The following is a 26,792-nucleotide window of genomic DNA, read 5'->3' on the forward strand; positions in this document are numbered from 1 at the left end:
AAGGGTGTGAACACGACCGGCCCCACGATGGGGCCGGCGATCACCGATTGTCAAGGAATCGTCACGTTGAGGACGACCCCACCATTCGAGGCCAGTTTGTTCGCTCCTTGGAATGCGTCTGCGGTTCCACTCGTGACTTTCGTCCCGGTCGGCTCACCGGTGGCAATATTCCACGTATATGAACCACTGGCAGACAGTGGAGCCTGAGCTGTTCCCTGAACTTGAAATCCCGTTCCAATTAGAACGGGTTTGTTCGCAACCGTTTTCGAGATGCCACCGACAACAAGATCTACGCCGGTGCAGTTCGTCCAATCAATGGCCGCAACGACTTCACCTTGCTTCGATCCGGCTTTGGGAAATCCGGTCGAGAAGACACAGGTCGCGGCGGGAGCTGGAACGGTGGTTCCCGTAGTAGGTGTGCCCGGATCCCCTTGTGCCAGCAACCCAGAGCAAAGCAAAAACAGGGCGCTCATGAGCACCTTCACTCGAAAATTCGCCATGCAGAACTCCGAAAAACGTGGTGTCGAATCCTTGCGCGATTTGAAGATGTGGGAGAGGTTGAGGCACTTTAAGGTCGGTTACTACGCATGTCAATCCCGGCATTGAGCATTTAATAAACTTATAAAATACAAATCGACAATTTGAAAAACAACAACATATTAATTATTGTATGATTTTATCATAACGGCCCACAAAATCCTTTGGCGTGAGCCGTTTTTGGTTCACCCAAGTCGCCATTTACGCCTTGGCGCTGGTGTCAATCACTGGCTCGCTTACTTCGCTGGTGAAGTCCGGCAGGGGTGGGAGCTTCACTCCGAACAGCGCGGCAATGACCGGCCCCCACTTGAGAGCCAGCTTGAGCAAGGTACCGTCGCCGAGCGCGGTGAACTGCCGGCCGTCGCCACCGCCGAGGTTCACGTTCAGGTGCAGGTGCAGCATTACTTGTCCTTTGAGGGATCAGGTGAGGGGAAAACCTGAACCACGGGAGTGATCCCATCAACTCCCGAGGTCACCAGGATCACGGGCGGGGGAGGAAGAGGGACTTCCTTCCCGAGCCACCGCTGTGCGAGCGCGGAGGCGATCGACAGCGCGAGGATCGCAGAGGCATACAGAGCCCAGTCCTTCAGTCGTTCGGCGTAAGTCTTCGATTCGGCCACGGGGTCACCTCTTGAACAGAAGCGATGCGGTCCAAAACACGGCAAATACCAGCGCCCCGAGCACGAACCCAAGGGGCGATACTGACGCTGGAATCACGGCCAGAACAAATGCGAATTCAATGAGGTAGAGCGGCGTGGTCGCAACGCCCGGATTCGGCCCCGCGTGTTCGAGCTTCAGGAACACGTGTGACAGCAGCGCATCTCCGAGCCGCGCCCCCATCAGCGCCCCGAGGCAGAACGCGGACCCGCAGAGGTATCCGCCAAGTGCGAGCAAGATCAGCACCGCCGCCAGCTCTGAGAACAAGATCACGCCGAGGAGATCGTCGATCCCACGCCCGAAGTGGCGCCGGTAGTAGCACCAGAAGGGGCCGCCGTCCCCGATTACTTCCTCGGTCGTGTGGCCCACGGTGAACGCGATCGAAAAGGCGCACAGCACCCATTCGAGCGGGACGAATGCGAGAGCGACAAACACCAGGTCCACGGCGTTACCTCATGAGTTTGAACAGCTCGAGCAATCCGACCGTCGAGAGCACCCCGCCACACACACCGACCACGAACCACACGTCCGGCCCGCGTGATCGCTCGAGCCTCGGCACGGCCGAGGGCAGGCACCGGGCCTCGGCACCGGTCGCCACGATCACCGGGAGCGGGTGACCGCACCCGGCGCACGGCCACAACGGGGGCGGCCAGTTCGTGCGCGTGTTGAACTTGTCACACCGATGGCACGCCACCCCGATCACGCGGGCTCACCTCACTTGAGGGTCGTTACCGACAGCTCCCGGCGCGTCGGCATGTCCACCGGCTCCCACACGTTGACGGGGCCGATGCCGGCGTCCGGGATCTCAATTGGCGTCCAAGTCTCCGTTCCGCTCGCGCCGGGCCGGTACTTGCGGGCTACCTCGGCCGAGCAACCCCACACGCGGGCCTTCTGGCCCTTCGCCGTCGTGCAGCACACGCACGAGATCAGCTCGCCCGTGTCGTCGCGGAAGATGCCGCCCCCGCTGTCACCGCTCGACACCGACAGCGACATTTGGAGCTGACCGTTGCCGTCCTGCGCGAACGTGATCTCGCCGTCCTCGCGGTTGCCCGGGTTGTCCACCCCGTACCCCTTGTGCCAAATCTTGGTCCCAACGGGCGGGTTGCTCGCCGCGATCTCCGCGAACGGCAGGTCCGCAAGCGTGGCGTCCTCGGTCGTGAGCCACGCGCAGTCCGGGGTCTCGTAGATGCTCCCCACCTTGATCGCGAGCTTCCGGCCGTCCGGGAGCGTCATGGAACCTTTCGCCCCGACGCCCACGTGGGTGACACAGTGCGCCGCGGTGAGCACATCCCACTTCCCGTCAGCCCTGCGCGGCCCGAGCACCGTGGCCGTGCAACCCGCGTTACCGAATTGGATCTTGCCGAGGGCCGCGACCGGGTTCGCCTTGGGCTTCACCGGCGGTTGCGGTGTGGGCGGGATAATCGGGGGCGCCTTGTCGCAACAGCTCTCGATTTCCACCGACATCGCTTGCTCGTCCACCGAAATCGCGCCATCGGCCCCGGTGGTGATGACCAGCGCCTCGATCTGGTAGGTACCCGGGGGCGCGGCGAACTCCAGAATCCCCCGCGGGGTCGTCGCTCGCTGCACGTCCTGCGATGGGTACACGCGCCAGATGATCCCGGCTTTAGCATCCAGCCCCGTCGCCTTCACGCGCACGAGCTGATACGGCTTGTACTTCGTCGGCCCCTCGAGCGCGAGCTTTTGCGGGAGCGGCTCGGGAACGAGCATCCGGTCCGGAGCGGCCGACACGACGGGTACCGCGAGGAGCAGCGCCAGGAGCACGAGCAGACGAGCGCGGAACATGAGGGTTGGCCTCGTGGGTCAAAGTGGGTACGCGAGCCGCAATAGGAAGTAACGATCATGCTACTCGAAATCGATCGGTAAAACCTATCGTAATGACCAAAAAAACACGAACCCGTCCCCGCCCTGTGTTAAGCCGTGCCGAGGGGCACGTGCGGGGACGTGTCGTGAACGTGAACGCTCACGTCCCAACCGCTCGCCGCGCTGTCGGTCCGGCGCTTGATCTGGTCCCGGCACGCCTGCCACTTCTGTTGCAGCTCGCGCGTGGTCCGGAGCGCCCGGCGCAGCTCGGCCGTGAGCCGGTCGTATTCCTCGAGCAGCTCCGCGCCGCTCTTGATCGGGACGGGTGACGTCATTCGATTCCCCTTCACGGTTCCAGTGTTTTCAGTTCGCCCCGCGCACCATCGCGCGGTAGCTCACCGCTCGCTCGTCCCCCAAGTTCCCGGGCGCCGTGAACGTGATCGTCGCCACGTACACGGCCCCGATCGTGAGCCCGGCCAGGTCCGCGGCCGGGATCTGCGCCCGATACAGACCGGGCTTGCCGGTCACGAACGGCATGGGGCCGCTCGACACGACCGCGCCACCAGCCAGCGCCAGGGAGTAGGCGCAGGTGCCATCGTTAATGAACGCGCCGGCCTGGGTGCGCGCGTCGGCGTACTCGAGCAGGTGCGGGCAGTTACGGTAGATCGGTTCCATGCGCTCACATCGGGGTCAGGCGGACGGAAGCGGTGACGGAAGGCACGGCGCGCACCGTGGCCGAAACCGCGGGCACGAGCCGAACGGACGCGAACACGGGCACCTTGGGCGTCGGGGCCGGACCAGCTCCACCGCCGCCGAGCCCGAACAGGTTGAGGACCGCATTGAGCCATCCACCGACCATAGTGCCCTCACTTGTACAGCACGTTTCCCATCACGTCGTTCACCGGGAGCGCGGTCGCGTCGTTGTCGGCCACGCCCGCGGTGACCCGGATGCCGATCCCGGTTCCGAACGTGATGCCCGGGGGAACCGTGTCCACGAACCCGCCCACGGCCGTGTTCCCGGGCACCATGCACCGATAGTTCGGCGTGTCGCTCGTGCTCGGCGTGGTCGTCTGGTTGTACAGCCGCACGTACACGGGCGAAGCGTTCTTGTTGAAGAACCTCAACCCGTACACCTGGCCCGCGCTCGCCTTGATCGCCGCGGCCTGAACCGCCGCGGTCGAGAGGAACGAGTACGGGGTGGTTCCCCCGGACGTCCCCGCGATCGCCTGCGCCGGGACCACGTCGTCGGTCGCGATCGTCACGCGCTGGGTGCCCGCGGACCGGGCGCCCGTGCCCATCGCCACCGCCTGGCCCCCGAGCTGCGCCAGGTTCGTCACGGTCGCGCACGTGGTCAGCGTGGTGACCGTCCCCACGGTCGTGACCGTCGCGAGCGTTTGGGCCGCCGCGATCGTGATCGCCGGGAGCGTGAGCACGTCCACGTCGCCGATGTTGTTCGTCCCGGCCGGGAGCGCGGCCCCGAGCGTGACCGCCGGGGTTCCCGTGATGCTCACCGACCAGGCACCCGACTGCGTCACCGCGTGCGTCGGGACCGAGGCGAGCGACACGGGCACGGCCGAGGCGCGGAGCTGCGTATCGGTGAGCGGGCCGGACACGGGCACGGTCCCGGAAACGCCCACGGTCCACGCGCCCGATTGCGTTACCGCGTGCGTGCCGACCGTGAGCGTACCGGCGAGCCGCGAGTCGATCGACTCGAGCACCGCCCCCTGCGCGGCTTGCAACGTGGCCGTTGCCGCCCCGGTCGCCAACGGGATCGCGGCGAGCGACACGGCCCACGTCGCCCCGGTCTGCTGATGCACGGGCACGCCGTGCTCCGCGTCCACCGGGGTGTACGGGCCGTTCAGCGGGCCGAACGCGATCGCCCCGAACGGCATGATCCGGGCCTGCGAATCGGTGTCCGTGAACGAGTCGGTCGCGAGTACCGCGCCGCCCGAGCCCGGGTTCAAGGTGAGTCCGTCGAACGCCATGACTTAGGCTCCAATGATGTACCCGCCCGTTGATCCGCCCCCGCCGCCCGCGTCCTGGTGCTGAAGCGCCCCGATGTCCCGGTAGTTCGCACCAACCCCGCCCGGGAACGTCACCGGCAGCGCCAGCGCGCGCAACAGGGCGCCGGCGCCAGCGGTCGCGTTGAGCCGGAAGTCCCCGCCCGCCGCGTTCACGAACGCGGACCCGCTCAGGCCGATCGGGTCCAGGTCGCGGATGTTCCCGCCGCTGCGCCCCGACGAGTTCCCGAAGTCCGCACAGTTGACGACGAACGGGTTCGACGAGTTCCCCACGTACCCGCTCACCAGGTTCGCCTCGGCGATGCAGTTGTACGCCGCACTCTCGGCCGCGTTCGACAGGTTGAACCCGTTCCGCGCGTTGCCGTAGGCGATACAGTTCCACAGCTTCCGGCTCGCCGAAAACCCGTCCGTGTTTACCCCGGTGTTGTTGAACGCGATACAGTCCCGGGCGCTGGCCACGAACTGGAACGGGGTCGCGCTGTTGTTCCACGCCACGCACCCGATCCCGTGGTACACCTGCGCCGCCCCCGCGCCCGAGTTCCCCGTGAACTCGCCCAACGCGCACTCGGTGATGCCCGTCGCCGCCCCGTCCGTCACCGCCCCGTTGGTGAAGTTCTGGAACCGGCACCGCCACGTGCTCCCCCGGTGCGTACACCCGCTCCCCAGCGTGATGTTGTTCCCGTCGAAAATGATCGACTCGAGCAGCGCGTAGCTCGTGCTGGAGACGATGTTCGTGCTCGACAGGCTCGAATCGAGCTGCATCGTCGGGCGGTTCGCGTCCCAGTTGCGCAAGCGTCGGCTCGTGTCGTAGCCCGAGTAGGACACGCCGTTGACCGGCGAAATCCGCCCCCCGGCAACCGAAATCGTCGCCGACGTGATGACGAACGGGAGCGCGTTGTACTTGTAGAAGACGATGTTCCCGGACACGAGCACGGTGTTGAACGCGCCCCCCGGGGACGCGAGCGCCCCGCCCATTTTCAGGGTCGCGCCGGTACCCACGTTCAACCCCGTCGAGGCGTCCACAACAACGGTTGTTGCGTTGGTGCGCGAGAGGATCTGCACGTACCGGCGCGTGATGGACGCGCTCCCGCCCTCAATGCAGATCCCGTTACCCACGCAGTTCGCGGGGAAGTTCGCGCTGGCGCTCGTGATGGTCGTCGTGGCGTTGGTCACGGCGTCGGTCACCGCGATCTGGGGCGCCGCCTGCTGGGAATAGTCCACATTCCCGGTGCCCAGAGCGTTCGTGTTGAAGCTACCCCCGTTCGAGTCGTCCCCGTCTACGCGCACTTCCCACACCGTGTTCGCGTTGAACGCCATGATTCACCCCACCAGGTAGGAACGGGGGTTGACCGCGATCTTCCGGACCAGGGGGCCGAGCTGGTCGTTCGCGGCAATCATCCCCTTGACCACCACGAGCACCCGCAACAGCGCGATCACGTCGTGGTTCGTGAGCTGCACCCGCGCGTTGTCGTCGGTCCCGGTGATGCCCTGCGCGGGCACCGCCTGGTAGTCGCTGGGCTCCCACGGCTCGGCCCGCAGGAGCGCCGCGTCCGTGGTCCCGAGGGCCGCCGCGAGCCCCTGGCCCACTACCGCGTCGAGGGCCGCCGTGGGGACCGAGAGCACCCCCGCGAGTAGGTCCGCCGTGGTCCGGACCGTCTCGTCCGTGAACCGCCGCAATACCGGGTTGTCGATCATGAGCGCTCTCCGTTAAGCCGCGAACGGGCGAACCCGACAGATCACGTCCTCGCACCACACCGGCCCGTCCGGGTACTGCGCGCACGTGGTCGCCGCGAAATCACAGTCCCCGGTGTACCGCATCCCGTACCGCCCGAGCTTCTCCGGGTCGTTGGGAAAGACCAGGCACGGCGTCCCGAGGTTCCCGGCCGTCAGCACCGGGCGCTCCGGGCGCCAGATGAGCGGGGCCGTCGGGTGCCCGCTCATGCGGAAGATGTGGGGCCGGTCCGGGTTCGTCCGGAGCCGCGCCCGCACGCGCGCGATCGCGCCCGGGGTGTACTCGTCGTCGTCGTCCAGTGCCATCACGTGCGTGCCCGACGCCTGGCGCGAGTCGAGTACCCAGTTCCGCGCGTGGTGCCCCCACATGCCGCGGGTAGTTGGGTTCTCGAGGTACTTCCCGGGCAACCCCGTCTGCGCGAGCAGCTCGGCCGCGACCGGGTGCGGCCCGTCCCCGACCACGAGCACCTCGTCGCCCGGTTCCCACAACTGGCCCCGGAGCGAACGGAGGGTCCGGGCGAGCGTCGGGCGCGCCACGGTCGCGATCACCAGTGAGAGCCGAATGTCACCCATGCTTGTACAGCCCCGCGTTGAAATCCCGCTCCCACCCCTCGCACGTGAAATCGTCCGGGAGCGCCACCCCGAAGCGCGCCGCGAACGCCCGGTACTCGTCCACCGTGCTCGAGTGGTGCCACAGGAACGCGCCGGACTGCTCGCGCGCCATCGGCACCAGCTCCCACGGCCAGTACGCCCCGCCGAGGTGCTCGCGGATCAGCTCCGCAATGAGCGTCTCGGCGTCGTACCCGGCGGCCCGCTCGAAGTAGAACGGGCGCGGCCGGTAGAACTCGAGCGCGCTCGGTTCGGTCCACTCTTTCACCCGCATGAGCACGATCTCGGTGCGGACCGGCCAGCGCGGGTGATCGCACTTCCGGGTCGCCGTCGCCAGGTCCGCCAGCTCGAGCGCCTTGGCCCCGTCTTGGAGCCAGAACGGGGCCGTGGGGATGAACCGTTGCGACAGCTTGCACACGTACTCGAGCCCGCGCTCGCGGCCCCACCGGGCGCCCTTGTGGAACGCGGCAATATCGCCACCGCCGTGCCCGATGCGATCCGGGTTCGTGCTCAGCTCCACACCCGGGTACTTCGCACAAATGCGATCCAGGTCCGCGTGAATCCGCGGGTCGTCGTTGCTGATGAGCACCGGGACCGGGCCGCACGTCTCGCGCACGGCCCGGATCTGCACCTCGGCGAGCGCGGCCCATTTGTACACGCCCACGACAACCCCGCACGCGGGATCTCCGGCGCGGGGAATATTCGGTGGAATAATTGCGGCCGCTTGTGCCCGGGGCGCGTCCGGGTGATGGTCGCACGTGGCGCAGGTCCACAGCCCGGACTTCTCGTTCCCGCGCGTGCATCGCCCGTCGTCGTTGCCCGCGTGGTTGCAGAAGTACGTGCGCCGCGCCTCGTTCGGACCCGCGCACGTGCTGCACTCGGCCACCAACGCGCCTTGGAGCGGGCACGGGGATCGCAGCACGGGTAGCGAGACTCGTTGCAACCCGGTGGGGCGTGGGGCCGGGCCGATCATGGGCACGCCCGCGGCCTTCCGGTCCGCGGTGCGTTGCTTGTAGTGGGCTACCCTTCCCATTCGAGTTGCCCCCGCACGTGGAACCATCCGAAGTCACCGGCCGCGTTCCTCAGCCGGTTGCGCGTCAGTGTCGCATCGCAGTAATCGACCCCGCCGATCGAGTACACGCCCTGTGCGCTCGGGCCGCCCGGGATCTGAACGAACGTGACGCACGACGAGTAGTTGATTTCAACCGCTCCCGTGTACCCGCCGAACGACGCCGACGGGGTTTTCCACGTGCCCGAACCGGAATCGTAGTCCAGGTAAATCCACTTGCCGACGTCGGCCAGATACGCGCCCGAGCTGCCCGTGATGAACTCGATCGCGATCCGGTCCTGAACCTTCATTGAGGTGATGCCGCCGCACGGGGCGATCGTGTGCGTGCCGTTGTCCGGGCACCCGGGCGTTGCCACCTTGCGCAACCGGAACTGAATGCTGACGGGTATCGTGAGTGCGGCCCCGAAGTTGATTTTGACCGTCCCGCCGGTCGGGAGTGAAATGCACCGGTGCCCGCTAACGGCACCCGTGTCTTTGTCGCCACCAAACACGCCCGGGCCGTAGGCGGGCGGATAAAAGTCTTCGGTGCAATTGGTGTACACGACGCCCATATTTGCGCCGTATTCCGGGTTCGAGTCGCAAGCGGCTTCGAGGACATACGGCGGGTCCGTCAATTGCTGAATCAGTGCGAGACCGGCTCCCCCGGCCGGCGCGGAGAAGTTGTACCAGACGCCCTCTTCCAGATCGCTTCGCGTCGTCGAGCACTCGCCGCCGACGGCGTTCGTCGCACACTTTGAAACAGCGACGTTCTCCGTCCGCCACGGACCGCTCACGACTTCGATCTCATCGTCCCCGCACGCCTCCCCCTGGTCCAGCCACACCGCCGCCGGTTCGTCCTCGGTGCCCGCGTCTTTGACGCAATACCACCCCTCCGGGCACCCCTGGCACACCTTCAGGTAGAGCACCCGCGAGCACACGTCGTCCGGGTCTTCCACGAAGTCCGGGTAGAAGTCCTTGCGGCGGAACGCGAACGTCACGCACGGGCACACCGAGCAGTCCTTGCGCCCCACTTTCGCGACCGCCGAGGGCAGCCCCGAGGTGAGCGACAGCGACGGAACCGACGGGTCGAACGAGACCGTGTACACGATCTCGTTAATGGTGATCTTCAGACCGATCTCGACCGCCGGCGCGGTGCCCCCGATCTCCTGAATGGTCCAATAATCCTCGGGCTTGGCCGCGACGAGCCACCCGTCCCCGTTGCAGTCGAGGCCACTACCGCCACTACCGGACCCATTCCCCAACGCCGCGAACGCGCGCGGGCGCCGCTTGCTGTCGCTCACGACGTCGCCCGTCAGGAGCGCGCTGTAGACGCGCCCCGCGGTCGGCTTCACGGACGCGCCGTTCGTTCCGAGCAGCGTGAGCAGGCAGTCGGTTCGTTCCTTCACGGCGACCACGGCATTCGACCCCAGGGGCAGGATCTTGGCCGGGTAGCACTGATCGCGCACAGCGTCGCCACCGATCGGCGTCGCGCTCGTGCAACGGACGAGCACCCACGGGGCCGGCGAGGGCCGCGGCGGGCCGGCGCGCAGTGTGGCCACGGCGCCCTGGTTCCCCAGGAGCCGCATGAGCCGGTCGCGCGTCTGTTGCGTGAGCAAATAATCCACGGCGCGTCTCAGAACGGGAGCAGGGCGTTAAAGTCCACGATGTTGGTCTGGCGCGGCACCCCGCGCAGGAACACGGGCGGCTTTCCCCGGGCAGCAGCGCGCCATTGCCGTCCAGGAGCTGCGGTTGCGTGAACGCCTGCCCGGACTCGTCCTTAAAGGTCTCACCCTTCAAAAAGACGCTCCCGGTGAACGGGTCTTCGGCGTACCAGAACCGCCCGTAGGCCGCGTCGAGGATGCGCTTGTCCCACGTGTCCTTGTTCAGCGCGATGGTGTACGTCGCCTCGACGAACGCGAACCCGTTCTCGTACTTGTTGGCCGTTTCGAGGCTGATGATTTTCGCGCACCGGGGCGGGATGCCGCGCCAGGCGATCGCGTTCACCGCGTTGTAGAGCGTGACCAGGTACTCGAGGCTGACCGAGGCCAGGTTGATCGTAACCTGGAGAACGGGCTTACTCACCTCGGTCATCACGGGCGGGTCGAACGGGAACCCGCCGCTCGACGCGACCCCCTCATACGCCCGGTCCTCGGGCCGGCCGAGGTATTCCGCGAGCCCCTTGTAATACCCCCACGCGGCCGCGGCCCCGACCCACCCCCATTCGGCGGACCCGTCGAGGATGCCCGAGGTGGCGTTCCCGCTCGGCCCGTTCGACCCGCAGGTGCCCGCGACCGTACACTTGTAAACCTTCGCGTCCTTGATCCGGTACGCCCCAAGCGCGACCGCGCTGAACGCGGACCAGGCGGCCGGGGTGTCGGCGATGCCGAGCCCGGTCCCGGCCGGGCCGCCGCCCGAGCCCGCACTCACACACACACCGGCGCCGGTCATCACGTACACGTTGCCGCCGTTCGAGGTAATCTCGCCGGGCGTGTACACAGTGTTCGCGGCCCACGCTGCCACGGCGGGCGTCAGGATCTGCCCGTCGGCGTCCACGGGGCGCCACTCGTTAACCACCTCATTGCTGTCCTGGCCCGTAATGCGCCACTGCGCCGGGCGCAGGAGCGGGTTCTCGGGGAACGCGGCCGGGTCGCCAGGGGTGAGCGTACTCCCGTCCACCGGGTTCACCGACTGCGCCATTTCGGGCCGGGAGTCGTAAGAGACGGTCACGTACCAGAGGTACGGCGAGTCGTCGCTCTGTTCGGGCTCGAGGGACACGACGACCGCGACCGCGTCGGTCGGGTACGACTCGCCCAACCCCGGGAGCCCGGGCGCGTTGCCCACCACCTGGACGCCGTCGTGCGGGTCGTCGGTGATGACCTCGTACCGGCTCGTGTACGTGCGGTGCTTGTCCAGGGTGTCCTGGCCCCCGCGCCCGGTGAACAGTAGTTCGCACGACAGTACCGCCATCACGTCCTCCCGATCTTGCCGAGCCGGTCGGCCATCCGCTTCTGCTGGTCGAGGGACTTCTCCGCGACCTTCTTCGTTTCTTTGGCCACGTCGAGGTGCTTCTTCGCCGTGTCCTCGGGGCCGTACAGCGCGCGCATCTGGTTCTTCAGGACGAGCGAGTACGCTTCCTTGCTCCCCTTCTCGAGCGCCTCGCTCAGCTTCCACGACGAGGGCGTTTCGTCTTTCTTCTCGCCGAACTCGCCCTCGATCCGGGCCTTACGGTTGTCGCGGCGGGCCGAGATGATCTTGTCGTCGAGCCACTTGTTGAACTGCTCCGCGGTGCGGCCGAACGTCCGGAACTGCTCCTCGCCCCACGCCTGCATCCGTTGGCTCGCGGTCCGGCCCATCTCCTTCCACTTGTCGCCGAACGTCTTCAGCCCCCGGAGCGATTCGTTCATGATCCCGTTGCGCTCGGCGAACTGGACGAGGCCCTCGGTGATGCCGTTGAACTGGTCCCCGAGGGCCACGAGCGCCTCCATCACCTTGGCGATCCCGATCGCAACGGACCCGGCCCCGGCCCGGATCACGTCCCATGCGTTCGCGCCGGCGACGCCGATCGCGCGGAACACGTTGACGATCACCTGCTCGGCCTTGGGCCACTCCTTCGTGAACCCGAACAGTTCCGTCGCCCAATCCGCGAGCACGTCGATTGCCGCTTCGATCCAGGTGACGATTTCTTCGATCGCCGGGACCACGAGCGACACGATGCCGTCCCACGCGATCCCGGCCACCCACTTGACCGTTTCCCACGCGCGCTCGAGCCAGTCGAACACGGGCTGCACCCGGGGCTGGATGCGCGCCCACAGGCGCGCCGCGAGCGCGGACGCGCCGTCGAAGAACGAGCGCATCCCCCGCCACACGCGGTCGAACCCCGCGGAGATCAGGTCGAACACGGGCTGCATGGCCTTGAGCGCGGACGTGCCGAAGTCGGCGAGCATCTCGAGCCCGGGCGCGAACGCCACCGAGAGGGACCGCCACAGTTTGTCGCCGAGCGTTTGGAGCTTGCCCCACGCCGCGGTGGTCGCCTGCGCCTTCTTCATCTCCTCCGTCGAGACCGCGAACGACGCCGCCATCGCCTGGAGTTGCTCCGGCGTCTTCTTCAGGAGCGGCACCAGGTACTTCCCGCCGTCATCGCCAAAGGCGTTCATCAGGTACCGCTGCTTATCCACTGACGGTGCCAGCTTGCTCAGCGCGTCAAAGATCTGCATGAACTGCTGATCGGTTCGGAGCTTCATGAACTCGTTTGCATTGAGTCCGAGCCCCTTGAACGCTTCCGAGGCCACTGTGGTCCCTCGGGCCGCGTCGGACGCGAGTTTGCCCATCGTGACGAGCGACTCGAGGAACTCTCGCGTGTCCTCGCCGACCGACTTCGCCACGCCCGCCATCCCGGTGAACTGCTCGGCCGTGAGCCCGAGGGCCTCGGCAATGTCGCCCTGTTTGCTCGTGTCGGAGAGCGTGCTCAGCATCCCGCTGACCAGATCCTTCGCCTTACTCACCGCACTGGTCACGGCCGAACCGATCGCGCCCCCGATGGCCGCCCCGACCGGCCCGCCGATCGCGGTCCCGAGCGTGGCCCCGAGCCCCGCGAGCGCGCCGTTGCTGGCCCCGTTGAGCCCGGCGATTTGACCCGTGAGGCCCTTGGTTCCGGTCGAGACGAACTTGCCCGAGGCGTCGCGCATCCGCCCGTTGACGTCCCGGCTCCACTTGTCCATGTCCTTGGCCGACTTCGCGAGCCCGGCCGTTAGGCCGTCCGCGTTGGTGGTCAGGATCGCCGACCCGGACGCGATCGCGTTGTACGCCATGTCATTTCCGGGGGTTGAGCACCTTGGGCGCCGGCCCCGGACGGTCCGGGGTGGGTAGTTCTTTTTGCTTCTTCCGGTCCGGGCGCGGGATGTACCGCACCTTCGCTCCGGGCAGGGCCGACAGTTGCGCGGCGAGCACCTTCATGCTGACGCGCTGGGGGCCGAATTTCGGGATCAGGTGTTTCGGTTCCACCTTCGAGCCCATCGCCCGCGCCGTCGCGACGCCCGCGAGCGCGGTCCCGGCCTCGAGCCGGTCCACCGGGAACCCGTGCCGGTCCCGGTACGCCTTCCAGAACGCGAACTCCGCGGCCGACATCGCGAGCACGTCCGGGAGCGACTTGTGCAGGGCCAGGCACAGGTCGCCGACGAACGCTAGCTCGGGGTCGTCGGCGATTGCCCCTTTCCCGGCTCACCGGAACCCTGACCGTCGAGACCGTTGCGCCGGGTGATCTCGAGCGCGATCGCGTCCACGAGCGGGCCACCGAACTGGTTCAGGTCAGTCGGTTCGAGGAGCGCGACGCCGGTCTCATCGCATAGAGCCATCAGCACGAGACGGCCCTGAAGCGCGAGCCCGCTGCCCTGCTCCTGGGCGTGCTCCCGCCCCCACGCGAACAGCTCCTGTCGCTCCCCGTAGGAGAGAGGCCGGAGCAGGCACGTGAACCCGTCGAACTCGAACGGCACCGGTTTCCCCCGCGCCGCTCGTAAAACGTCGTCCTTCGTCATGACCGCCCCCGTGTGTGGTTCCCCGGACCGGTACAATTACGCGCCGGCGACGGTGACCATCGTCTCGAACTCGGTGATCTTGTCGGCCTCGAGCGAGTCCGTCTTGTTGGCCGTGATGATCCCGGGGACGGTGATTTCCGTGTCCCCGTCGTCGTCCGGGACCGTGATTTTGAAATTGTTCGTCTGCCGGTTTTCCCGGATCGTCTCTAACCGCGCGAACTGTGCGTGCGTGAACTGTTGCTTGATCGAGAACTCGCCCCCGTCCTTCAGGGTCGCGATCTTCCGGATCACGGCTTGGGGCAGGTCGAGGCGCTTGCTCTCCGCGATCCCGGTCGTTCGGGCGGGAACGCCCAGCGAGGTAATCATGGGAAGCTCGACGAACGTCCCGTCCGCGGACCCGTTACCCGAATCGTCGATCTCGCACGTGGCCCCGAAGCCAATGCTCTCGTCACCGACTGCCATAACTCACCTCACGTTGGCGGCTTGAAAAACAGCCGGAATGTCTGCCCGCTCACCTGTCGGGGCTGGGCGTCATCGGTGACCAGCTCGTCCCCGTCGCCCTGGGTGAAACACCCCTGAACCCCGTTGGCCCGGTCCCGCCACGGCGCGACCCCGGTCGCCTTGTTCCCGCACAGCGCCGTTACGACCGCGACCAAAAGCGCGTCCGCGTCGGCCTGAGTGTCCGCGTAGCACTCGACCCGCACGTCGTGCGGTTGGAGCGCCGATCGCGCGCCGAGCGTCGTCACGTCGGCCCCGCCGGCCCGGAAGTACACGACGTAGGCGCCGGTCGTGTCCTGGGTCGGCTTCGACGGGTACACCTTCGTACCCACGAGCGCGCCGACCGCGGTATCGTTCAGGAGCCGTTGGGCGAGCGCCTCGCCCCAGTTCGCCGGTGCCGGCATCACGTGCCCCCGAGTTTCGAGCGGATCTTCGCGCCCTGGCGGTCGATTTCCTTCTGCGTCGCCGTCCCCATCGCCTTCAGCGCCGCGGCCCCGGCCGGCCCCTTGACCGTTTCCCACGCGCGCTTGCGGTACGGGTTCTTCTTCGCCCCCGGGTGCTTGCCCGTGGTCTGCCCGGTCCGCACGATCGCCTTGCGGCGCTTCGTGGCGTCGCGCCCGAGAGACTCGCCCTTGCCGAGCGCGTGGGGCCGGGTGCCCAATTGAACCAGGTGGTCGTAAAACGCGGGCACCACGCGCTGAGCCTTCTTGCGGCCCCGAACGACCACCATTTTGTCGATCTTCTTCTTGGCGCCCTGCACCGCGAAACTGGCCGTCGTGCCCTGTTTGGTACCCTTCGCGGCCCGGACCCCTTGGGCCTGTTTCAGGGCGCCCGAGCCCGGGCGCTTCGGTGCCGCGCTCCGGGCCGCGTTCTTCAAGAGCTTCCCCGCGGCCTTTGCTCCCGCGAGCGTGATTCCGCGCTGCCGGGCCGCGCTAATAACGGCCTCGATCCCGCTCAGATCGACCTTCACCCGCACCTGGGGGCCGATCGGCTTCTTGCTCATTGCGGTACGCTCTGGGTGACGCGCTCCACGGTGACGACTGTCTCGCCCTTCTCCCGGGCCACGCCGACGACCGCGAACACTTCCCCCGTGACCTTCTTCCGGATGCGATCGGACGCCGTGACCGCGATCGACCGCCCCTTGATCCGGAGCTTCAGCCCGCCGGTCGATTGGCGGATGCCCTGCGCGATGTCCTCGCCCGAGGTGATCGCGTCCCGGGCCGCGAAATACTCGTTGGTGCCCGGGGCCGGGTCGGGCCACGTCTCGCGCTCCTCGCCGTTCCGCGCCTGGGGGTTCAGCACCCGAGCGAGAACGACGATGCGCAGGTCGAACTGCCCGGCCCGTGAGCGCGCCATTACGTCCCCGCGACGATCTGGTAATTGAGGGCCTGGGTGCCGGTCCCGGTCAGGTCGAACACCTTCACGGTGCTCGAAACCGCGGTCCCCGCGGCCGCCAGGTTGAACAACACTTTCTGCCCCGGTTGGAGCACGTGCGAGAACGCGGCCCCGAGCCCGGTGTACCCGTTCGCGGCGCCCTTCGCGATCGTGATCGGGTTCAGGTTGGCCGCCGGGTTCTCGAACAGGATCGCCCGGGGCTTGAGCCCGTCGAGGCTCACGGCCGCACCGTTGATCCCGACGAGTGCCGTCAGGTCGAGCGACCCGGTACCGGCCGCCAGCGCCTTCGACCCGTTCGCGTGGGCCGTGACGTTGAGGGTACCGGTCCCGGTGAGACCGATTTCACTGCTCAGCTTGTTGAACGTGAGACTGTTCTTCGTCGCGTCGAGGAACGCCGCGTTCGCGGGCGGAACCTCGACCACGTCCAACTTGATCCCGACCGTCGCGCGCGTGACGCTCATGAGTACGCCCCGTTCCAGAGTAAATCGAGCTGTGCCTTGGCCGCCGGTGGGAGCGATTTCGCGTTACCCGCGTCGCCCCGGTTCTCGTCCCAATTCCCGATCGCTAACAGCATCGCGACCGACACGCCCGCCGGGACGTTTTGGAGCGGGCCGCCCGCGGTGAACTCGATCGTGACCGGCTTGACCTTGCCGCGCTTCAGCGCCGGCCAGTACCCATCGGGAGGCGGGCACACGAGCGGCGGGGAGTGTTCCAACCAGGTCTGATAGCCCTCGGCGTCGAGCGTCTGCTCGGTACCGGCCGCGTCGAAGTACCGGAGCGCGTCCACCGACGCGACCGGCTCGACCGGGAGCCGGATCGCCCCCGCGATGTCGCTCGTGCAGTCGTCCGGCCACCCCGCGAGTGTGAGCCGCACCGTCTGGGTGACCCAGCGCTTGCCCGTGTACTGCTCGGTGAGTTCCCGGGCCGCCCGGATCCACCCCGTAATGAGGTCGTCTTCCTCGTCGTGATCGATGCGCAGGTGCGCCTTCGCCCGTGCCAGGGACACGGGCTCGACGGCCGGCGGGGTAATCGTGACGAGTCCGTACACGGGGCCTCACTTCGTCGCGGCCTTCGGTTTCTTCTCGCCCTTCGGCTTTGTGGGCTTCGCCGCGGCCGGCTCGGGCACTGCTGGCGCGACGTCCGCCACCGTAACCCGGGGTTCGCCGGGCGCCGCGTCGAGCGGCTCCGCGGTACCGTCCGCGATCAGCTCGAGCGCCTTGGATTCCCACGGGGGAACCCACACGGTCCCCACCGGCATGCCCCGGTGGGGCTTCTTCAATCGCACTTGCACGGCGAACCCTCTCGAATCAACCGGCGCCGAGCCGGTTTAACTGATGATCGGGGCGCGCATCAGTTGCGCGGCGCCCTTGTCCGCGGCCGAAGTCGGGGCCACGTCCCCTTCGTGCAGGTTCGCCCACACGACCGCGTAAGTGCCCGTGGTGCCGTCGCCGCCGGTCAAGTTGAGGTCGAGGTACCGCTTGCGGCCCTTGAGATCGATCTCGAACTTGAAGATTGTGTTGTCGCTGGTCGCGCTCGGGAGCGTGCTCGTGGCGCCGGTGTCGTTCGGGTCGGTCCCGACCCGGGTGCCCACGATGTCCACGGCCCCGGACATGCCCGAGTCGTCGGACTCCTGCACCTTCAGGAGCGTGGCCGCGATGTCCATCGCGCCGAACGCAACGAAGATTTCGAGGTAGGAGAACCCGAGCGTGTCGATAGTCGCCGTGGCGAACGCGGCGTTGTCCACGATCGCGCCCGGGGGCGTGACGAGCACGGTCTTGTACTTGGTCGGCTTCACGGGAGCGCCTCGCGATTAAGGGTGAGTCGAAGGCCGTGGAGTCGAACCACACTGTTCCGGGGCATGAACCCGGATCGGCCCGCGCCGCCTCCGAACGTGGGGGCCGGAGCCCCCGGAGCGGCCGTTATGCCGCGAGTTGCAGCCCGACCACCGGACCCGTGTTCGTGTTGACGCGCGGGTCCGTAACCGTGTGGTTGTTGATCGCGACGCGCTGGGTGCCGAGGATCGTCATCAAGCCCTTGGTAAAATCGTCGTTCTCGAACCCGACTTCGACCGTGCGGCCCCGGCGGTTCCCGAGCTTCGAGCTGAGGCGCAGGTCACCGAAGACGGCCCCGATCTGGGTCGCGGCCGGGGCCGCGGCCATCACGTTGACCCACGTGATCGGGTACCCGAGGAGCATCATCTCCCCGCCCCGCGCGACGTCGCCCGGCAGCGCCCCGCCCGCGGCGAGTTGCAGGCGCTGGACCGCGTTCGCCCAGAACGCCTTGTGCATGAACCAGCGCGGTTGCGCGCTCGGGTAGTTCGGGTACTTCGCGACCACCGCGTTGAAGTCGTCGAGCGTGAGCGTGGCCACCGTGTTGTGCCCGGTCGCCGCTTGCGCACGGGCCGCGGCCGCCGCGAGGATCTTCGTGATCAGACCGACGATCCCGCCGTAAGCGGCGGTCCCGTCCCCGTTGAACCCGGCCGCGTCCTCGGCGTAGGCGAACGCTTCGGCCAGGCACATCGCGACCTTGTCGCCGAGGTCGATAACGGAGTCCTCGTCGAGAACCCGCGTCATCTTGTTCATCGCCTTGAGTTCCTTGGCGATAAGCGCGATCAGATCCCACGCGGGGTCGGTCGGGCTGGGCTTGTTGCCCTCCACGGTCCAGTATGCGGTCATGCTCCCGGTCCACCGGGGCGAGTCCTTGGTGCCGCTCGCCATCGGCACGTTCTCGGCGTATTGCCGGAATACGCCGTACACGAGCGCCAGCTCCTGCACCGCGTAGTCGATCTCGTTCGGCACGAAGTACCCGGCGCCCTTGTTGTCGAACGTGTTGAGCACGGCCGAGGGGCCGGTATCGAGTGACCCGCGCCGGACCTCGACCCCGTTCGCGGCACACCACTTCTGCGCCTCTTCGCTCCCGTATAGCGTGGCCGCGGCCCACATCCCCGCGCGCTCGGCCCGCTCGACCGCGTCCGCGCCCTTAAACGCTCGCAATGGGCCGTAGTTTCGGGGGCGTGCAGCGGGACGGTTCGGGTTGGTAGAAGCCGGACCGCCCGCGTCGGGGCGGAACCGGGCGTGGCCCGCGGCGTTCAAACGGGTCGCGTCGGTCGCGATCCGCCCCGCTGCCTCGGCACGCTCGAGCCGGGCTACTTCGGCTTCTTCGGCCGCGACTGCCGCGTTGTACGCGCTATTCGCAGTGGCCCAACTCGCTTCCCACTCGGAAGTTGAGGTGAAGCCCGACGCCTGCGATTCGGCGGCCAGGCGGGTGACGTCGGCGCCGGCCTTTTCACGAGCGGCGCGCAGTTCGGCGAGGGTCATCGGCGGTCCCCAATGTGGTCGGGACCGGGCCGGAAATAGACAAACCGGCGGCCCCGACAGCGGTTGCTGTTCACGAGGTCGCCGGTTAAACGGCGGGTAAATTGGTGCGGGCGCGAAGCCCGCGTGAGTTAGAAGTATCGTCTCGACCTATGGAATTGTCAAGAACGATTGGGGGAAATTATGCCTTTGCTTTAGCCGGTGACGCCGCTAATCCGTGAATCGCGAGTGTCAAGCGAGACAACATTTCCGCTTCCGTGGGAAGCGGGATCGTTGCCGCCTGGAACCCCGATCCTGTAAGAGCCTCCAGTGCCGTCCCCAGATTTGTACCAGGAGGGAAGATATCATTCCCAATGAGGCGTCGTGAAAAGCAAACGCCGTCAATCGCGCCCGCTCTTTTTGCATCTCTCAAGAAACGCACGTGTGGAAAATAGCTTTTAACATCTTCCTTTAACCACTTAATTCGATCTTCATGAACTTTGAGCACGTTCCAGAACTGTTTGATCCCGGCGCCAGTCACCGCAACGCAATCCAAATTGCTTACGCAACCAAGCAGGGATAGGTATGTAGCCAATGTACGATTCGTTCGCCGTGCGTGCTCCCTATAAACCTGTTTTGGCAAAGTCATGATGCCCTCACAAAAGAGCGTGTGACGTTCTTACGCAGTCGGAACGATACACACTAAACACCTCCCAACCAAATGGAGAAGTGATCGCAGGCCTAACGACCAAGATCACCAGCTCGGCCGCAATCAAGGCCCTATGCTCATCCCAGAACCAATGCACGCGGCCGGGTCCGGGCAGCGCCTGGTTCGGCGTGCCTTTACTGCACAGTGGCTACACGGCCTGCACACTACCGGCTGCATCCTCGATCCGCGCCCCGAGCAACTCCGCGAGACGGAGGGCGGCGAGCCGCACCGGGTAGTCGGAGTGGTCGTGGTACAGCTCGAAGTACACGTACCCGTCCCGGTAGAAGAAGCAGGTGAGCCAGAAATGGGTGTCGCCCGACCGCACCCACACCTTCGGGTCGTAGGCCAGCCGTACCTCCGCCCCCGGCCCGCCTTAGCTGACCCACACCTGCTCGTCGCCGACCTCCACCAGCGTGTCGCTCAACTGGATGACGCGGATGTCCGGCGTGGCCGCGATGGCTTGTTCCCACTCCGGCACGCTGAAACCACCGGCCCGTCGGATGTAGAGCAGCACGTCGCGCCTCCAAAACTTCCGCGGCTCCGCGGCCCTCTGCCGCCGAACAAATAGCTCACCGGCCGCGCACATCGCAACGCTGTCACCCAACAACGCATTTAACAGCGGTCCGGTGCAGCGAGGGGTTCGGCCGGGCCACCTTCGGCTCTGCACCATTTGGCGAACCACGGCTCTTGCCGACCGAGGGCCTCCACGGCGAAGGCCTCCCGGCTCACTGCGTTCGGGACGCGGGCCTGTTCCGAACACCACCCCAGGAACGCCTCTGCGTCCACGTACACGCGGTGAGGCTTTTTCCCTCCGGCCTCCAACCGGGCCACGGCAGCCTCGGCATCCACCTGCCAACCTCTGTAGTCAGCACGAAGCGACTCTGGATCGGGGACCACTGCCCGGAGCCGCACCCACCCCTTATCCGAGTACCAGGGGATGACAACAACCAACTCCGGGTGGCTCATGTACGCCCGGTAGTAGTTCTCGGTCCCGGTTACCAGTTCCGCAAAGTCCTCGCGCTGGAGCCTCGGTTCGTCCCCGCAGTCCGAGCCGATCATCCACAGCCCCGGTCTGCCGTCGAGACGAAGGCAGTAGTAATTGCCCCCGCCATCCGTCGCCGCCATAAAGTAGGTTCGCCACCAACCAGGGAAGGCGCCCCCGGCTCCGTTAGTCTCCAGCCGCTCCGACAGGTTGTACGAGACCACTCGCTCTGGTGTCACGAATACCGAATCGACGTAGTGGTTATCGCCGCGGTAGTCGCGGGCCAGTTCGAGCAAGGTCGGCCCGGAGGCTGACATCACGCGGCGGTATTCAGTGGGGAGTGTGATACCCAATCTCGTCTCGATGTGGGCAAAGTCGGCCTCTGTCATCCGCTGTGGCCTCCGCCGCCGAACCCTGTTTATGCCGGTCGGCATAACACGCCGAGGGTAGCCGTTTCCAAGTGGGAACGCAACGATCTGGTCCGTGTTATGCCGACCGGCGTCGATTGCGAGCGGGCGAAACACTTCTCCATATGCCGGGGGGTATTTAGCCGCAGGTGGCAAGTTTCACGCGGTCGGCAGCCCGTTCGCCACCAGGTCCGCCGCAACCTTGCGCTTCGTCTTCGCGGTCCGGGCCGCGTTGATCTCGTTCACCACCTGCTCGAGCGTGGCCACGCGGTCCGCCATTTTCAGCTCGACCGCCTCGGCCGCCAATCGCATCCGCCCCTGGCCGAAGTCGCGCTCGACCCGATCGGCCTTCACCCCGCGCCCCTTTGCTACCGCGCCGACGAACATCGCGTAATACTCGTTCACGACGCGCTGCATCTCGTCTCGCGCTCCCGGGGTGAGAGGGTACTCGGCCGCGCCCTCAGCTTTGTACGTGCCTGCGGTGATGTAAGTCGTTTTGTACCCGAGCTTCTCGTCGAACGCGGAAACGTCGGTGTGCGCCCACACCACGCCCACGCTCCCGACCTGGCCGGCCGGAGTTACCGCGATCGTGTGGGCCTGGGTCGCGATCCAGTACGCCGCGGACGCCGCCACGTGGTTCGCAACCGCGTAGATCGGTTTCGACTTCCGCGCCGCGAGGATCTTCGCGGCCGCTTCGGGCATCCCGAATACGCTTCCCCCGGGGCTGTCGATGTCGAGCACGATCGCTTCGGCCTGGGGATCGGCCGCCGCCTGCTCAACCGCTCGGCCCACGCCCTCGGCGCTCGCGCCCCCGGACCACGACGCGAACACGCTCGGGCGCGGGGTGATGGTCCCGTGAACCGGGATGATCGCCGCGGCCCCTTGGAGCTTGTACGGCTTTTTCTCTTGCGACGATGACGGTTCAAAATCGCTGTCGTCGAACGCGAGCGACTCAGCCTTTTGTGCCCCGCCCGCGACCCGGCGCCACAACACGGCCTCGATCTCTTGGAGCTTCGAGGGGATGATGGCCCACGGTGAGCCGTAGAACGCGGCGAGCACGTGCGGATAGCTACGCTTCATTGGGTGACTCCAAGAGGATGTGCGCGAGGTCTTTCGGGAGCCGAACTTCCTGGTCCGCGACCAGGGCCGCGACGGACGCCGCGAGGGTTTTCGGTGTGGCCTCGTTGCTCACGGTCGCGTACTCGGCCGCGATCGTCTCGAACAGCCAGTCGGCCCCTTGGCCCTTGAGCGACTTCCCGTTCCCGTTCGCGGCCGTGGCCATTTCCTCGGCCGCGAGCAGTTCGGCCCGGAACACGGTCGCGTGCTGGGCGCGCAGGCCGTCGAGGAACGCCATGAACTTCGCGCCGTCACGAGCGGCCCGGTTCGCGTGGAACGCCACGCGCTTCACGAGCTTCTTGGCCGAGGTCTTGAGCGCGGTCGCGGCCGCCGCCCGGACCGCCGGGTCCGGCTTCGGGGCGCGTGCGTTCGCGCTCCCCTCGGGCCGCCCCGGGCCGGGATCGGCGTTGTCGTTGGGGCTGTTACGGTTCCCGCCTTGACCCATGTTGAGCGGGATCAACAGTTTGTCCGCGTCGCCCTCGTCGGAGGGCGGAAGGTCGAGTTGCTTGCGAGCCTCGTTCTGCGTCATGAACGGTTTGCCCGCGGTCGCGACCCGGAGCGTCTCGAACTTCTCTTTGATCGCGGGCCGCAACAGCGCCTCGCGGTTCGCCTTCACCTCGTACCCCTGCGCGCGTTCCGGGTCGCTCAGGAGTTTCGCGCTCGCTTCGTCCTCGAGCACGTTCAAATAGAAATCGAGCCCGTCCGCGACGAACGCGGTGTCTTCCTGTTCCTGGCTCGCGTAGTTGCGCCCGCCCGCCCCGAGCTTCGAGGCGGGAACGCCGGTAAAGTTCGCGATCGCGACGAGCGACATTTGCGCAGCGCCGGCGGCGCCGAGCTGCTCCGCGTTGAGCGACACCGCTTTCGCCTTCAATCCCCGGTCGAGGATCGCGGTGCGGCCCGCGTTGTCCAGGCCGACGTGCATGCGCTCCCAATCGTCGCGGAGCCGGGTCTTCACCTTGTCGTCGATCGCCTGATCGGTCTCCAGCAGCATCGCCGGGCGCCCGCTGTTCTTGTTGAGCGACGACTCCAACTTGCGCTGGCCGAGCGCGAGCCCGATCTCCTGAGCCGCTTTCGCCCACACCGGGTACCCGACCAGGCCGTCGAACCCGAACCCCTTGAAGTGCAACACCTCTTCGGGACGCAACCGGATGCCCTCACCCTCGCTCTCGAACGGGAACACCACGTACCACAACTGGCCGTTCCGCCGGCACGGGTACGTGCGGTCCGGGTCCATCGGGATCAACTCTTTGATTGACCCGCCCTCGCGCCAGATCGCCGCGTATGCGTTGCCCCGCGAGGGGACGTGCCCGGCCATCTGCAGCCAGAACTGGAACGCGGTCTGCTCGGAGTTCGCGCGCTCGTGGACGAGCCGATAGACGGTGTGGTCGCGCGCCCGCTCCTTCCCCTCACCCGCGTCCGATTCGGTGCGCCGGTACAGGTGCTTGGGTACGGCCGCGACCTTTTGCGCGATGAGCGAGATGGCCCGGTACCAGGCGTGGTACGCGAGCGCGGCCTCGCCCGAGGACGGGTCCGCGTCCTCGGCGAGCGACACGAGGCCAGCCTTCACGAACGGTTGCCACCAACCGTTCGCGGCCGAGCCCGCGGTCGCGCGCGGGCTATTCCGATTCGGCCCCGTGGTGCCCGGGTTCATCCGCGCCCGGAGTAGTCGGTTCAGCAGCAAGGGTGCGCTCCCGGAGGTAATAGGTGCCGAGCATCAAGAGCCCGCAGACGATCAGGGCCACGGGCCAGTACATTGCGGCCAACCCGCCGAGCACCAGCGCCACGCCGAGGACCGCGAGCAGATCCCACAAGTCGAGTACGAGCACGGTCGAACCTCAAATGAAGGTCACGGTCGGGGCACTGCTGCCCGGGTTCTCGATCACCCCGACCATCGCGTCGAGGGCCGCGGCCACGCCGTCGATGTTCTTCGCCGAGTTCGGGTCCGGCTTCTTCGGCGCGATGTTGTTGTTACGGTCCCGGATCACCTCGCAGTGCCCGATTTGCCAGTCCATCACGAGGTTCCCCGGGTGCTGAATGCTCCCGGCCCGCAACCGGCGCTCGAACTCGCACGCGAGCCCGGTCATCGTCATGATGTTCTGGCGCACCTCTTTGCGGTCCCCGACGACGCCGGGAACGGACGCCGTGCCGAGGGACTCACCCTCGTGAAGCGCCTGGGTCAGTTCGTTCGCGTAGTGCTCGTCGTAGTAGAGGCAGGTCACGTTGAGCTGGTTCCCGGTGATCGCGGCCCGGAGGTCCGCTTTCACCCGGGAATAGTCCATCGTGCCGCCCGGGGTCAGGTTCAGGTGCCCCTCGGCCGCCCACGTCTCGAACGGGAACAGGCGCGCGCGCTCGCGGGCGGTCTGCTCCGGGAGCCAGAACACGGGCCAGATCCGCAGGCACTCGTCCCCGTCCTCGGGCCACGGGAACAGGAACACGGCCGCGTTCATGTCCAACTTGCGGGCCGCGTCGAACCCGAGGTAGCACGTGCGCCCCGCCAGGTCCGCGAGCGTGTACCGCCGGGCGCCGCGCTCCCACGCGCGCTGGTCGAGCCACCGGGACACGGACCCGACCCAGATGTTGAGCCGCTCCTGCATGAAGATTGCGACCTTGCGCGGCTCGCTCTTGGAGCGCTCCCAGTCGGCGCGGAACTCGCTCGGCTTGATGAGCGCGCCCCACGCCGGGTTCGCAGCTCGCCCGTACTCGTCGAGGTGCTCGTCGATCTCGGTCGCGGTCGCCTTCTGCGGGGCCGCGTACTCGACGTGCAAGTAGTGCGGGTCGTTCTGACGGCCCGCGTTCACCTCGCGCCCGTACTTGCACCGGTTGAACCCGGCCGACGAGGGATCGGTACCGGCCGTTGAGAACGACGTCTGAAGGGGCTCCTTCCGGGAGATCCCGGCGCGCCCCACGGCTTCCATCATCTGCTGATTGACGACGTGCATTTCGTCGATCGTGACCGAGCCGTTGTACCCGTGCTTCGAGTCGGCCCCGCGCTTGTTGTCGCCGGTCACCACCGAGAGAACCGAGTTGCTCGGGAGGTGCGAGATTTGGAGCGTGGTCTTGTTGATCTTGCAGTCGTCGTCGAGGGCTGGGGACATCAGAACCATGTTGATCGCGTGCGTCTGCGCGATGCGCGCTTGCGTCCCGTCGTGGGCCATCATGTACACCTTCTGGCCCGGCTCGTTGTCGCCGCACAGGAGGTACAGGTTGTAGGCCGCGGCGAGGGGCGACTTGCCGTTCTTCTTCGCCTTCCAGAGCCCCGCGTGCGTGAACCGGCGAATCCAACCGTCCCATTCGTCGGACCAACGCACCCACGAGAACAAACGCATCAGGAACTCGCGCTGCGCGGGGTACAGCTCGAGCGGTTGGCCCGCGCGATCGCCCTCGTACAGACAGCAGTTCCCTTCGATCCAGTTGCACACGAACTCGCCGCGCTCCCCGTCGAAACGCATCCCGGCCTTGGCCGCGCGTTCGTCCGCCTTGGTGCGAATCCAGTTCTTCGTGTCGCGGTCGATTATCAAGGTTACTTCCCCTTTTTCTTCGGCGGCCCGGCCTTATCGAGCGCCGTCTTCGGCCGGGTTGCGACCTTCGCTTTCGCCGGCCCGGTCGCCTCGACGTGCAGTTGCGCGCGGTCCGCGGGCGTCAGCCCGAAGCGCTTCGCCAACCGGTCGAACGTCGCCGCGGCCGTGCTCGCCGCGTTCATCAGCCGGCCGTACTCGAGCGTGCCGGGTTTGGCCTTATCGAGCACTTCGCCGACCCGCTGAATCCGAGCCCACCAACGACACAGTTCGGCGAGCTGCTCGGTGTCCCGGTCCCGAACGATACCCGCGAGGACAGCAACAACCCGGTCCCAACACTGACCCGCCGGCCCCTGGAGATCGGCCGGTTTCGTGGGCGTTTGCACAGACGCCGAGTCGTCGGGCTTCACCCCGTGCCGATCGGCGCGATACGTCCCGTCGAGTACATGCTTCTCGATCGGCTTCCGGTGTCGTCCCATACTCCCGAGCACCTCTTCCGCGCCACCGCCCGGCACCGTACCGGGCGAAAAATGCCTCAGAATTTCGCCACGAAATATGCGAAGGGGGCCATGCGGTACTTTCGCCATTGGGGGATGTCGGCAAACCCCCTACCCTCTGCCAAGCGTCAGGGCGTTGCCCCTCGGTTCTTGGCGTGCCGGTCGCGTGCCGACCGTGAGTTGTGGCACGGTGTGCAAAGCGAACGGAAGTTGTCCTCGTCGTAACCACGTGGCCCCAACGGACCGAGGCCGTCGATGTGGTCAACACAAGTTGCGGCCTGGACTCGCCCCCTGTCAGCGCACAGCACGCACGTCGGGTGTTGCTGCAAGTACAGTTTGGACACACGGGACCAGCGAGAATCGTACCCCCGCTCGTGGCGTGTCCCCCGGGCCGCATCTGTAGTACGCGGCCGAGCGGTTGGGTT

The 26,792-nt window shown here is 66.8% G+C and carries 36 protein-coding genes; all 36 read right to left on the reverse strand.

The window, feature by feature from the left end:
* Window positions 1-50: 50 nt before the first annotated feature.
* The 36 genes from VT84_RS39290 to VT84_RS35980 all read right to left on the reverse strand — a co-directional run bounded on the left by VT84_RS39290 (window position 51) and on the right by VT84_RS35980 (window position 26,349).
* Window positions 51-500: a hypothetical protein gene (locus VT84_RS39290; RefSeq protein ID WP_157470209.1), complete on the reverse strand. Its 450-nt coding sequence runs from the start codon at window positions 498-500 to the stop codon at window positions 51-53.
* 238 nt (window positions 501-738) lie between these two features.
* Entirely contained in the window at window positions 739-939 is a 201-nt protein-coding gene (locus VT84_RS35815; RefSeq protein ID WP_082842894.1) for a hypothetical protein, read from the reverse strand.
* On the reverse strand, window positions 939-1,157 hold the full coding sequence (locus VT84_RS35820) for a hypothetical protein (RefSeq protein ID WP_082842895.1): 219 nt from the start codon (window positions 1,155-1,157) through the stop codon (window positions 939-941). Before VT84_RS35820 ends, VT84_RS35815 begins: the two co-directional genes overlap by 1 nt.
* 4 nt (window positions 1,158-1,161) lie before the next feature.
* On the reverse strand, window positions 1,162-1,638 hold the full coding sequence (locus VT84_RS35825) for a hypothetical protein (protein WP_082842896.1): 477 nt from the start codon (window positions 1,636-1,638) through the stop codon (window positions 1,162-1,164).
* A gap of 4 nt (window positions 1,639-1,642) precedes the next feature.
* Entirely contained in the window at window positions 1,643-1,897 is a 255-nt protein-coding gene (locus VT84_RS35830) for a hypothetical protein (protein WP_082842897.1), read from the reverse strand.
* 11 nt (window positions 1,898-1,908) lie between these two features.
* Window positions 1,909-2,997 carry a trypsin-like peptidase domain-containing protein gene (locus tag VT84_RS41540; protein WP_082842898.1) on the reverse strand — a complete coding sequence of 363 codons (1,089 nt, stop codon included), beginning with the start codon at window positions 2,995-2,997 and terminating at the stop codon, window positions 1,909-1,911.
* Window positions 2,998-3,125: 128 nt separating this feature from the next.
* A complete protein-coding gene (locus tag VT84_RS35840) occupies window positions 3,126-3,350 on the reverse strand; it encodes a hypothetical protein (protein WP_082842899.1) in 225 nt (74 codons plus the stop codon).
* A gap of 28 nt (window positions 3,351-3,378) precedes the next feature.
* Window positions 3,379-3,690 carry a hypothetical protein gene (locus tag VT84_RS35845; RefSeq protein ID WP_082842900.1) on the reverse strand — a complete coding sequence of 104 codons (312 nt, stop codon included), beginning with the start codon at window positions 3,688-3,690 and terminating at the stop codon, window positions 3,379-3,381.
* A gap of 4 nt (window positions 3,691-3,694) precedes the next feature.
* Complete coding sequence (locus tag VT84_RS35850; RefSeq protein ID WP_082842901.1) at window positions 3,695-3,874, reverse strand: hypothetical protein; 180 nt, start codon at window positions 3,872-3,874, stop codon at window positions 3,695-3,697.
* 7 nt (window positions 3,875-3,881) lie between these two features.
* Window positions 3,882-5,000: a hypothetical protein gene (locus tag VT84_RS35855; RefSeq protein WP_082842902.1), complete on the reverse strand. Its 1,119-nt coding sequence runs from the start codon at window positions 4,998-5,000 to the stop codon at window positions 3,882-3,884.
* A gap of 3 nt (window positions 5,001-5,003) precedes the next feature.
* Window positions 5,004-6,353: a hypothetical protein gene (locus VT84_RS35860; protein WP_082842903.1), complete on the reverse strand. Its 1,350-nt coding sequence runs from the start codon at window positions 6,351-6,353 to the stop codon at window positions 5,004-5,006.
* Window positions 6,354-6,356: 3 nt separating this feature from the next.
* Entirely contained in the window at window positions 6,357-6,731 is a 375-nt protein-coding gene (locus VT84_RS35865; protein WP_082842400.1) for a hypothetical protein, read from the reverse strand.
* Window positions 6,732-6,743: 12 nt separating this feature from the next.
* Window positions 6,744-7,340 (reverse strand): glycosyltransferase family 2 protein, encoded by a 597-nt coding sequence (locus VT84_RS35870; RefSeq protein ID WP_082842904.1) that lies wholly within the window; start codon window positions 7,338-7,340, stop codon window positions 6,744-6,746.
* Window positions 7,333-8,409 (reverse strand): hypothetical protein, encoded by a 1,077-nt coding sequence (locus tag VT84_RS35875; RefSeq protein ID WP_157470211.1) that lies wholly within the window; start codon window positions 8,407-8,409, stop codon window positions 7,333-7,335. Before VT84_RS35875 ends, VT84_RS35870 begins: the two co-directional genes overlap by 8 nt.
* Before the next feature lie 1,257 nt (window positions 8,410-9,666).
* A complete protein-coding gene (locus VT84_RS35885) occupies window positions 9,667-11,391 on the reverse strand; it encodes a hypothetical protein (protein WP_082842907.1) in 1,725 nt (574 codons plus the stop codon).
* The gene (locus VT84_RS35890; protein WP_082842908.1) at window positions 11,391-13,232 is read right to left on the reverse strand and encodes a hypothetical protein; all 1,842 of its coding nucleotides are present in this window, start codon (window positions 13,230-13,232) and stop codon (window positions 11,391-11,393) included. The genes VT84_RS35885 and VT84_RS35890 overlap by 1 nt, the downstream gene beginning before the upstream one ends.
* 1 nt (window position 13,233) lies before the next feature.
* Entirely contained in the window at window positions 13,234-13,548 is a 315-nt protein-coding gene (locus VT84_RS35895; RefSeq protein WP_082842909.1) for a hypothetical protein, read from the reverse strand.
* 56 nt (window positions 13,549-13,604) lie between these two features.
* On the reverse strand, window positions 13,605-13,955 hold the full coding sequence (locus VT84_RS35900; protein WP_157470213.1) for a hypothetical protein: 351 nt from the start codon (window positions 13,953-13,955) through the stop codon (window positions 13,605-13,607).
* Between the two features lie 36 nt (window positions 13,956-13,991).
* Window positions 13,992-14,417 carry a hypothetical protein gene (locus tag VT84_RS35905; RefSeq protein WP_082842911.1) on the reverse strand — a complete coding sequence of 142 codons (426 nt, stop codon included), beginning with the start codon at window positions 14,415-14,417 and terminating at the stop codon, window positions 13,992-13,994.
* 8 nt (window positions 14,418-14,425) lie between these two features.
* Window positions 14,426-14,857 carry a DUF3168 domain-containing protein gene (locus VT84_RS35910; RefSeq protein WP_082842912.1) on the reverse strand — a complete coding sequence of 144 codons (432 nt, stop codon included), beginning with the start codon at window positions 14,855-14,857 and terminating at the stop codon, window positions 14,426-14,428.
* Window positions 14,857-15,456, reverse strand: coding sequence for a hypothetical protein (locus VT84_RS35915; protein WP_082842913.1), 600 nt, complete (start codon window positions 15,454-15,456; stop codon window positions 14,857-14,859). The genes VT84_RS35910 and VT84_RS35915 overlap by 1 nt, the downstream gene beginning before the upstream one ends.
* Entirely contained in the window at window positions 15,453-15,809 is a 357-nt protein-coding gene (locus tag VT84_RS35920; RefSeq protein ID WP_082842914.1) for a hypothetical protein, read from the reverse strand. Before VT84_RS35920 ends, VT84_RS35915 begins: the two co-directional genes overlap by 4 nt.
* Window positions 15,809-16,309, reverse strand: coding sequence for a hypothetical protein (locus tag VT84_RS35925; RefSeq protein ID WP_082842915.1), 501 nt, complete (start codon window positions 16,307-16,309; stop codon window positions 15,809-15,811). The genes VT84_RS35920 and VT84_RS35925 overlap by 1 nt, the downstream gene beginning before the upstream one ends.
* Complete coding sequence (locus VT84_RS35930; RefSeq protein ID WP_082842916.1) at window positions 16,306-16,896, reverse strand: head-tail connector protein; 591 nt, start codon at window positions 16,894-16,896, stop codon at window positions 16,306-16,308. The genes VT84_RS35925 and VT84_RS35930 overlap by 4 nt, the downstream gene beginning before the upstream one ends.
* Window positions 16,897-16,902: 6 nt before the next feature.
* Window positions 16,903-17,139 carry a hypothetical protein gene (locus VT84_RS35935; RefSeq protein WP_082842917.1) on the reverse strand — a complete coding sequence of 79 codons (237 nt, stop codon included), beginning with the start codon at window positions 17,137-17,139 and terminating at the stop codon, window positions 16,903-16,905.
* A gap of 36 nt (window positions 17,140-17,175) precedes the next feature.
* Window positions 17,176-17,643: a hypothetical protein gene (locus tag VT84_RS35940; RefSeq protein WP_082842918.1), complete on the reverse strand. Its 468-nt coding sequence runs from the start codon at window positions 17,641-17,643 to the stop codon at window positions 17,176-17,178.
* A 124-nt stretch (window positions 17,644-17,767) separates the two neighbouring features.
* Window positions 17,768-19,165 carry a phage major capsid protein gene (locus VT84_RS35945; protein ID WP_082842919.1) on the reverse strand — a complete coding sequence of 466 codons (1,398 nt, stop codon included), beginning with the start codon at window positions 19,163-19,165 and terminating at the stop codon, window positions 17,768-17,770.
* A 178-nt stretch (window positions 19,166-19,343) separates the two neighbouring features.
* Window positions 19,344-19,790: a hypothetical protein gene (locus VT84_RS39295; protein ID WP_157470215.1), complete on the reverse strand. Its 447-nt coding sequence runs from the start codon at window positions 19,788-19,790 to the stop codon at window positions 19,344-19,346.
* A 208-nt stretch (window positions 19,791-19,998) separates the two neighbouring features.
* Window positions 19,999-20,175, reverse strand: coding sequence for a hypothetical protein (locus tag VT84_RS39300; RefSeq protein ID WP_157470216.1), 177 nt, complete (start codon window positions 20,173-20,175; stop codon window positions 19,999-20,001).
* A 48-nt stretch (window positions 20,176-20,223) separates the two neighbouring features.
* Window positions 20,224-20,364 carry a hypothetical protein gene (locus tag VT84_RS35950; protein WP_157470218.1) on the reverse strand — a complete coding sequence of 47 codons (141 nt, stop codon included), beginning with the start codon at window positions 20,362-20,364 and terminating at the stop codon, window positions 20,224-20,226.
* 98 nt (window positions 20,365-20,462) lie between these two features.
* Window positions 20,463-21,221, reverse strand: coding sequence for an SMI1/KNR4 family protein (locus VT84_RS35955; protein ID WP_162271958.1), 759 nt, complete (start codon window positions 21,219-21,221; stop codon window positions 20,463-20,465).
* Window positions 21,222-21,398: 177 nt separating this feature from the next.
* Window positions 21,399-22,319, reverse strand: a complete 921-nt coding sequence (locus tag VT84_RS35960) for a S49 family peptidase (protein ID WP_082842922.1) — start codon at window positions 22,317-22,319, stop codon at window positions 21,399-21,401.
* Window positions 22,309-24,036 (reverse strand): phage portal protein, encoded by a 1,728-nt coding sequence (locus tag VT84_RS35965; RefSeq protein WP_162271959.1) that lies wholly within the window; start codon window positions 24,034-24,036, stop codon window positions 22,309-22,311. The genes VT84_RS35960 and VT84_RS35965 overlap by 11 nt, the downstream gene beginning before the upstream one ends.
* Window positions 23,972-24,181, reverse strand: a complete 210-nt coding sequence (locus VT84_RS35970) for a hypothetical protein (RefSeq protein ID WP_082842924.1) — start codon at window positions 24,179-24,181, stop codon at window positions 23,972-23,974. The genes VT84_RS35965 and VT84_RS35970 overlap by 65 nt, the downstream gene beginning before the upstream one ends.
* 9 nt (window positions 24,182-24,190) lie before the next feature.
* The gene (locus VT84_RS35975; RefSeq protein ID WP_082842925.1) at window positions 24,191-25,873 is read right to left on the reverse strand and encodes a terminase TerL endonuclease subunit; all 1,683 of its coding nucleotides are present in this window, start codon (window positions 25,871-25,873) and stop codon (window positions 24,191-24,193) included.
* 2 nt (window positions 25,874-25,875) lie between these two features.
* Window positions 25,876-26,349: a P27 family phage terminase small subunit gene (locus tag VT84_RS35980; protein ID WP_162271960.1), complete on the reverse strand. Its 474-nt coding sequence runs from the start codon at window positions 26,347-26,349 to the stop codon at window positions 25,876-25,878.
* Between the last annotated feature and the right edge of the window lie 443 nt (window positions 26,350-26,792).

Source organism: Gemmata sp. SH-PL17 (assembly GCF_001610855.1).
GTDB lineage: Bacteria > Planctomycetota > Planctomycetia > Gemmatales > Gemmataceae > Gemmata > Gemmata massiliana.

What these genes read in the sequence shown, in the direction of transcription:
- VT84_RS39295 (WP_157470215.1), bottom strand. Translation starts at nt 19,790, where the DNA reads ATGACTTTGCCAAAACAGGTTTATAGGGAGCACGCACGGCGAACGAAT.
- VT84_RS35865 (WP_082842400.1), bottom strand. Translation starts at nt 6,731, where the DNA reads ATGATCGACAACCCGGTATTGCGGCGGTTCACGGACGAGACGGTCCGG.
- VT84_RS35815 (WP_082842894.1), bottom strand. Translation starts at nt 939, where the DNA reads ATGCTGCACCTGCACCTGAACGTGAACCTCGGCGGTGGCGACGGCCGG.
- VT84_RS35895 (WP_082842909.1), bottom strand. Translation starts at nt 13,548, where the DNA reads ATGTCGGCCGCGGAGTTCGCGTTCTGGAAGGCGTACCGGGACCGGCAC.
- VT84_RS35900 (WP_157470213.1), bottom strand. Translation starts at nt 13,955, where the DNA reads ATGACGAAGGACGACGTTTTACGAGCGGCGCGGGGGAAACCGGTGCCG.
- VT84_RS35915 (WP_082842913.1), bottom strand. Translation starts at nt 15,456, where the DNA reads ATGAGCAAGAAGCCGATCGGCCCCCAGGTGCGGGTGAAGGTCGATCTG.
- VT84_RS35955 (WP_162271958.1), bottom strand. Translation starts at nt 21,221, where the DNA reads ATGACAGAGGCCGACTTTGCCCACATCGAGACGAGATTGGGTATCACA.
- VT84_RS35920 (WP_082842914.1), bottom strand. Translation starts at nt 15,809, where the DNA reads ATGGCGCGCTCACGGGCCGGGCAGTTCGACCTGCGCATCGTCGTTCTC.
- VT84_RS35850 (WP_082842901.1), bottom strand. Translation starts at nt 3,874, where the DNA reads ATGGTCGGTGGATGGCTCAATGCGGTCCTCAACCTGTTCGGGCTCGGC.
- VT84_RS35860 (WP_082842903.1), bottom strand. Translation starts at nt 6,353, where the DNA reads ATGGCGTTCAACGCGAACACGGTGTGGGAAGTGCGCGTAGACGGGGAC.
- VT84_RS35905 (WP_082842911.1), bottom strand. Translation starts at nt 14,417, where the DNA reads ATGGCAGTCGGTGACGAGAGCATTGGCTTCGGGGCCACGTGCGAGATC.
- VT84_RS35885 (WP_082842907.1), bottom strand. Translation starts at nt 11,391, where the DNA reads ATGGCGGTACTGTCGTGCGAACTACTGTTCACCGGGCGCGGGGGCCAG.
- VT84_RS35840 (WP_082842899.1), bottom strand. Translation starts at nt 3,350, where the DNA reads ATGACGTCACCCGTCCCGATCAAGAGCGGCGCGGAGCTGCTCGAGGAA.
- VT84_RS35870 (WP_082842904.1), bottom strand. Translation starts at nt 7,340, where the DNA reads ATGGGTGACATTCGGCTCTCACTGGTGATCGCGACCGTGGCGCGCCCG.
- VT84_RS35925 (WP_082842915.1), bottom strand. Translation starts at nt 16,309, where the DNA reads ATGAGCGTCACGCGCGCGACGGTCGGGATCAAGTTGGACGTGGTCGAG.
- VT84_RS35890 (WP_082842908.1), bottom strand. Translation starts at nt 13,232, where the DNA reads ATGGCGTACAACGCGATCGCGTCCGGGTCGGCGATCCTGACCACCAAC.
- VT84_RS35945 (WP_082842919.1), bottom strand. Translation starts at nt 19,165, where the DNA reads ATGACCCTCGCCGAACTGCGCGCCGCTCGTGAAAAGGCCGGCGCCGAC.
- VT84_RS35845 (WP_082842900.1), bottom strand. Translation starts at nt 3,690, where the DNA reads ATGGAACCGATCTACCGTAACTGCCCGCACCTGCTCGAGTACGCCGAC.
- VT84_RS35910 (WP_082842912.1), bottom strand. Translation starts at nt 14,857, where the DNA reads ATGCCGGCACCGGCGAACTGGGGCGAGGCGCTCGCCCAACGGCTCCTG.
- VT84_RS35980 (WP_162271960.1), bottom strand. Translation starts at nt 26,349, where the DNA reads ATGGGACGACACCGGAAGCCGATCGAGAAGCATGTACTCGACGGGACG.
- VT84_RS35875 (WP_157470211.1), bottom strand. Translation starts at nt 8,409, where the DNA reads ATGGGAAGGGTAGCCCACTACAAGCAACGCACCGCGGACCGGAAGGCC.
- VT84_RS35855 (WP_082842902.1), bottom strand. Translation starts at nt 5,000, where the DNA reads ATGGCGTTCGACGGACTCACCTTGAACCCGGGCTCGGGCGGCGCGGTA.
- VT84_RS41540 (WP_082842898.1), bottom strand. Translation starts at nt 2,997, where the DNA reads ATGTTCCGCGCTCGTCTGCTCGTGCTCCTGGCGCTGCTCCTCGCGGTA.
- VT84_RS35960 (WP_082842922.1), bottom strand. Translation starts at nt 22,319, where the DNA reads ATGAAGCGTAGCTATCCGCACGTGCTCGCCGCGTTCTACGGCTCACCG.
- VT84_RS39290 (WP_157470209.1), bottom strand. Translation starts at nt 500, where the DNA reads ATGGCGAATTTTCGAGTGAAGGTGCTCATGAGCGCCCTGTTTTTGCTT.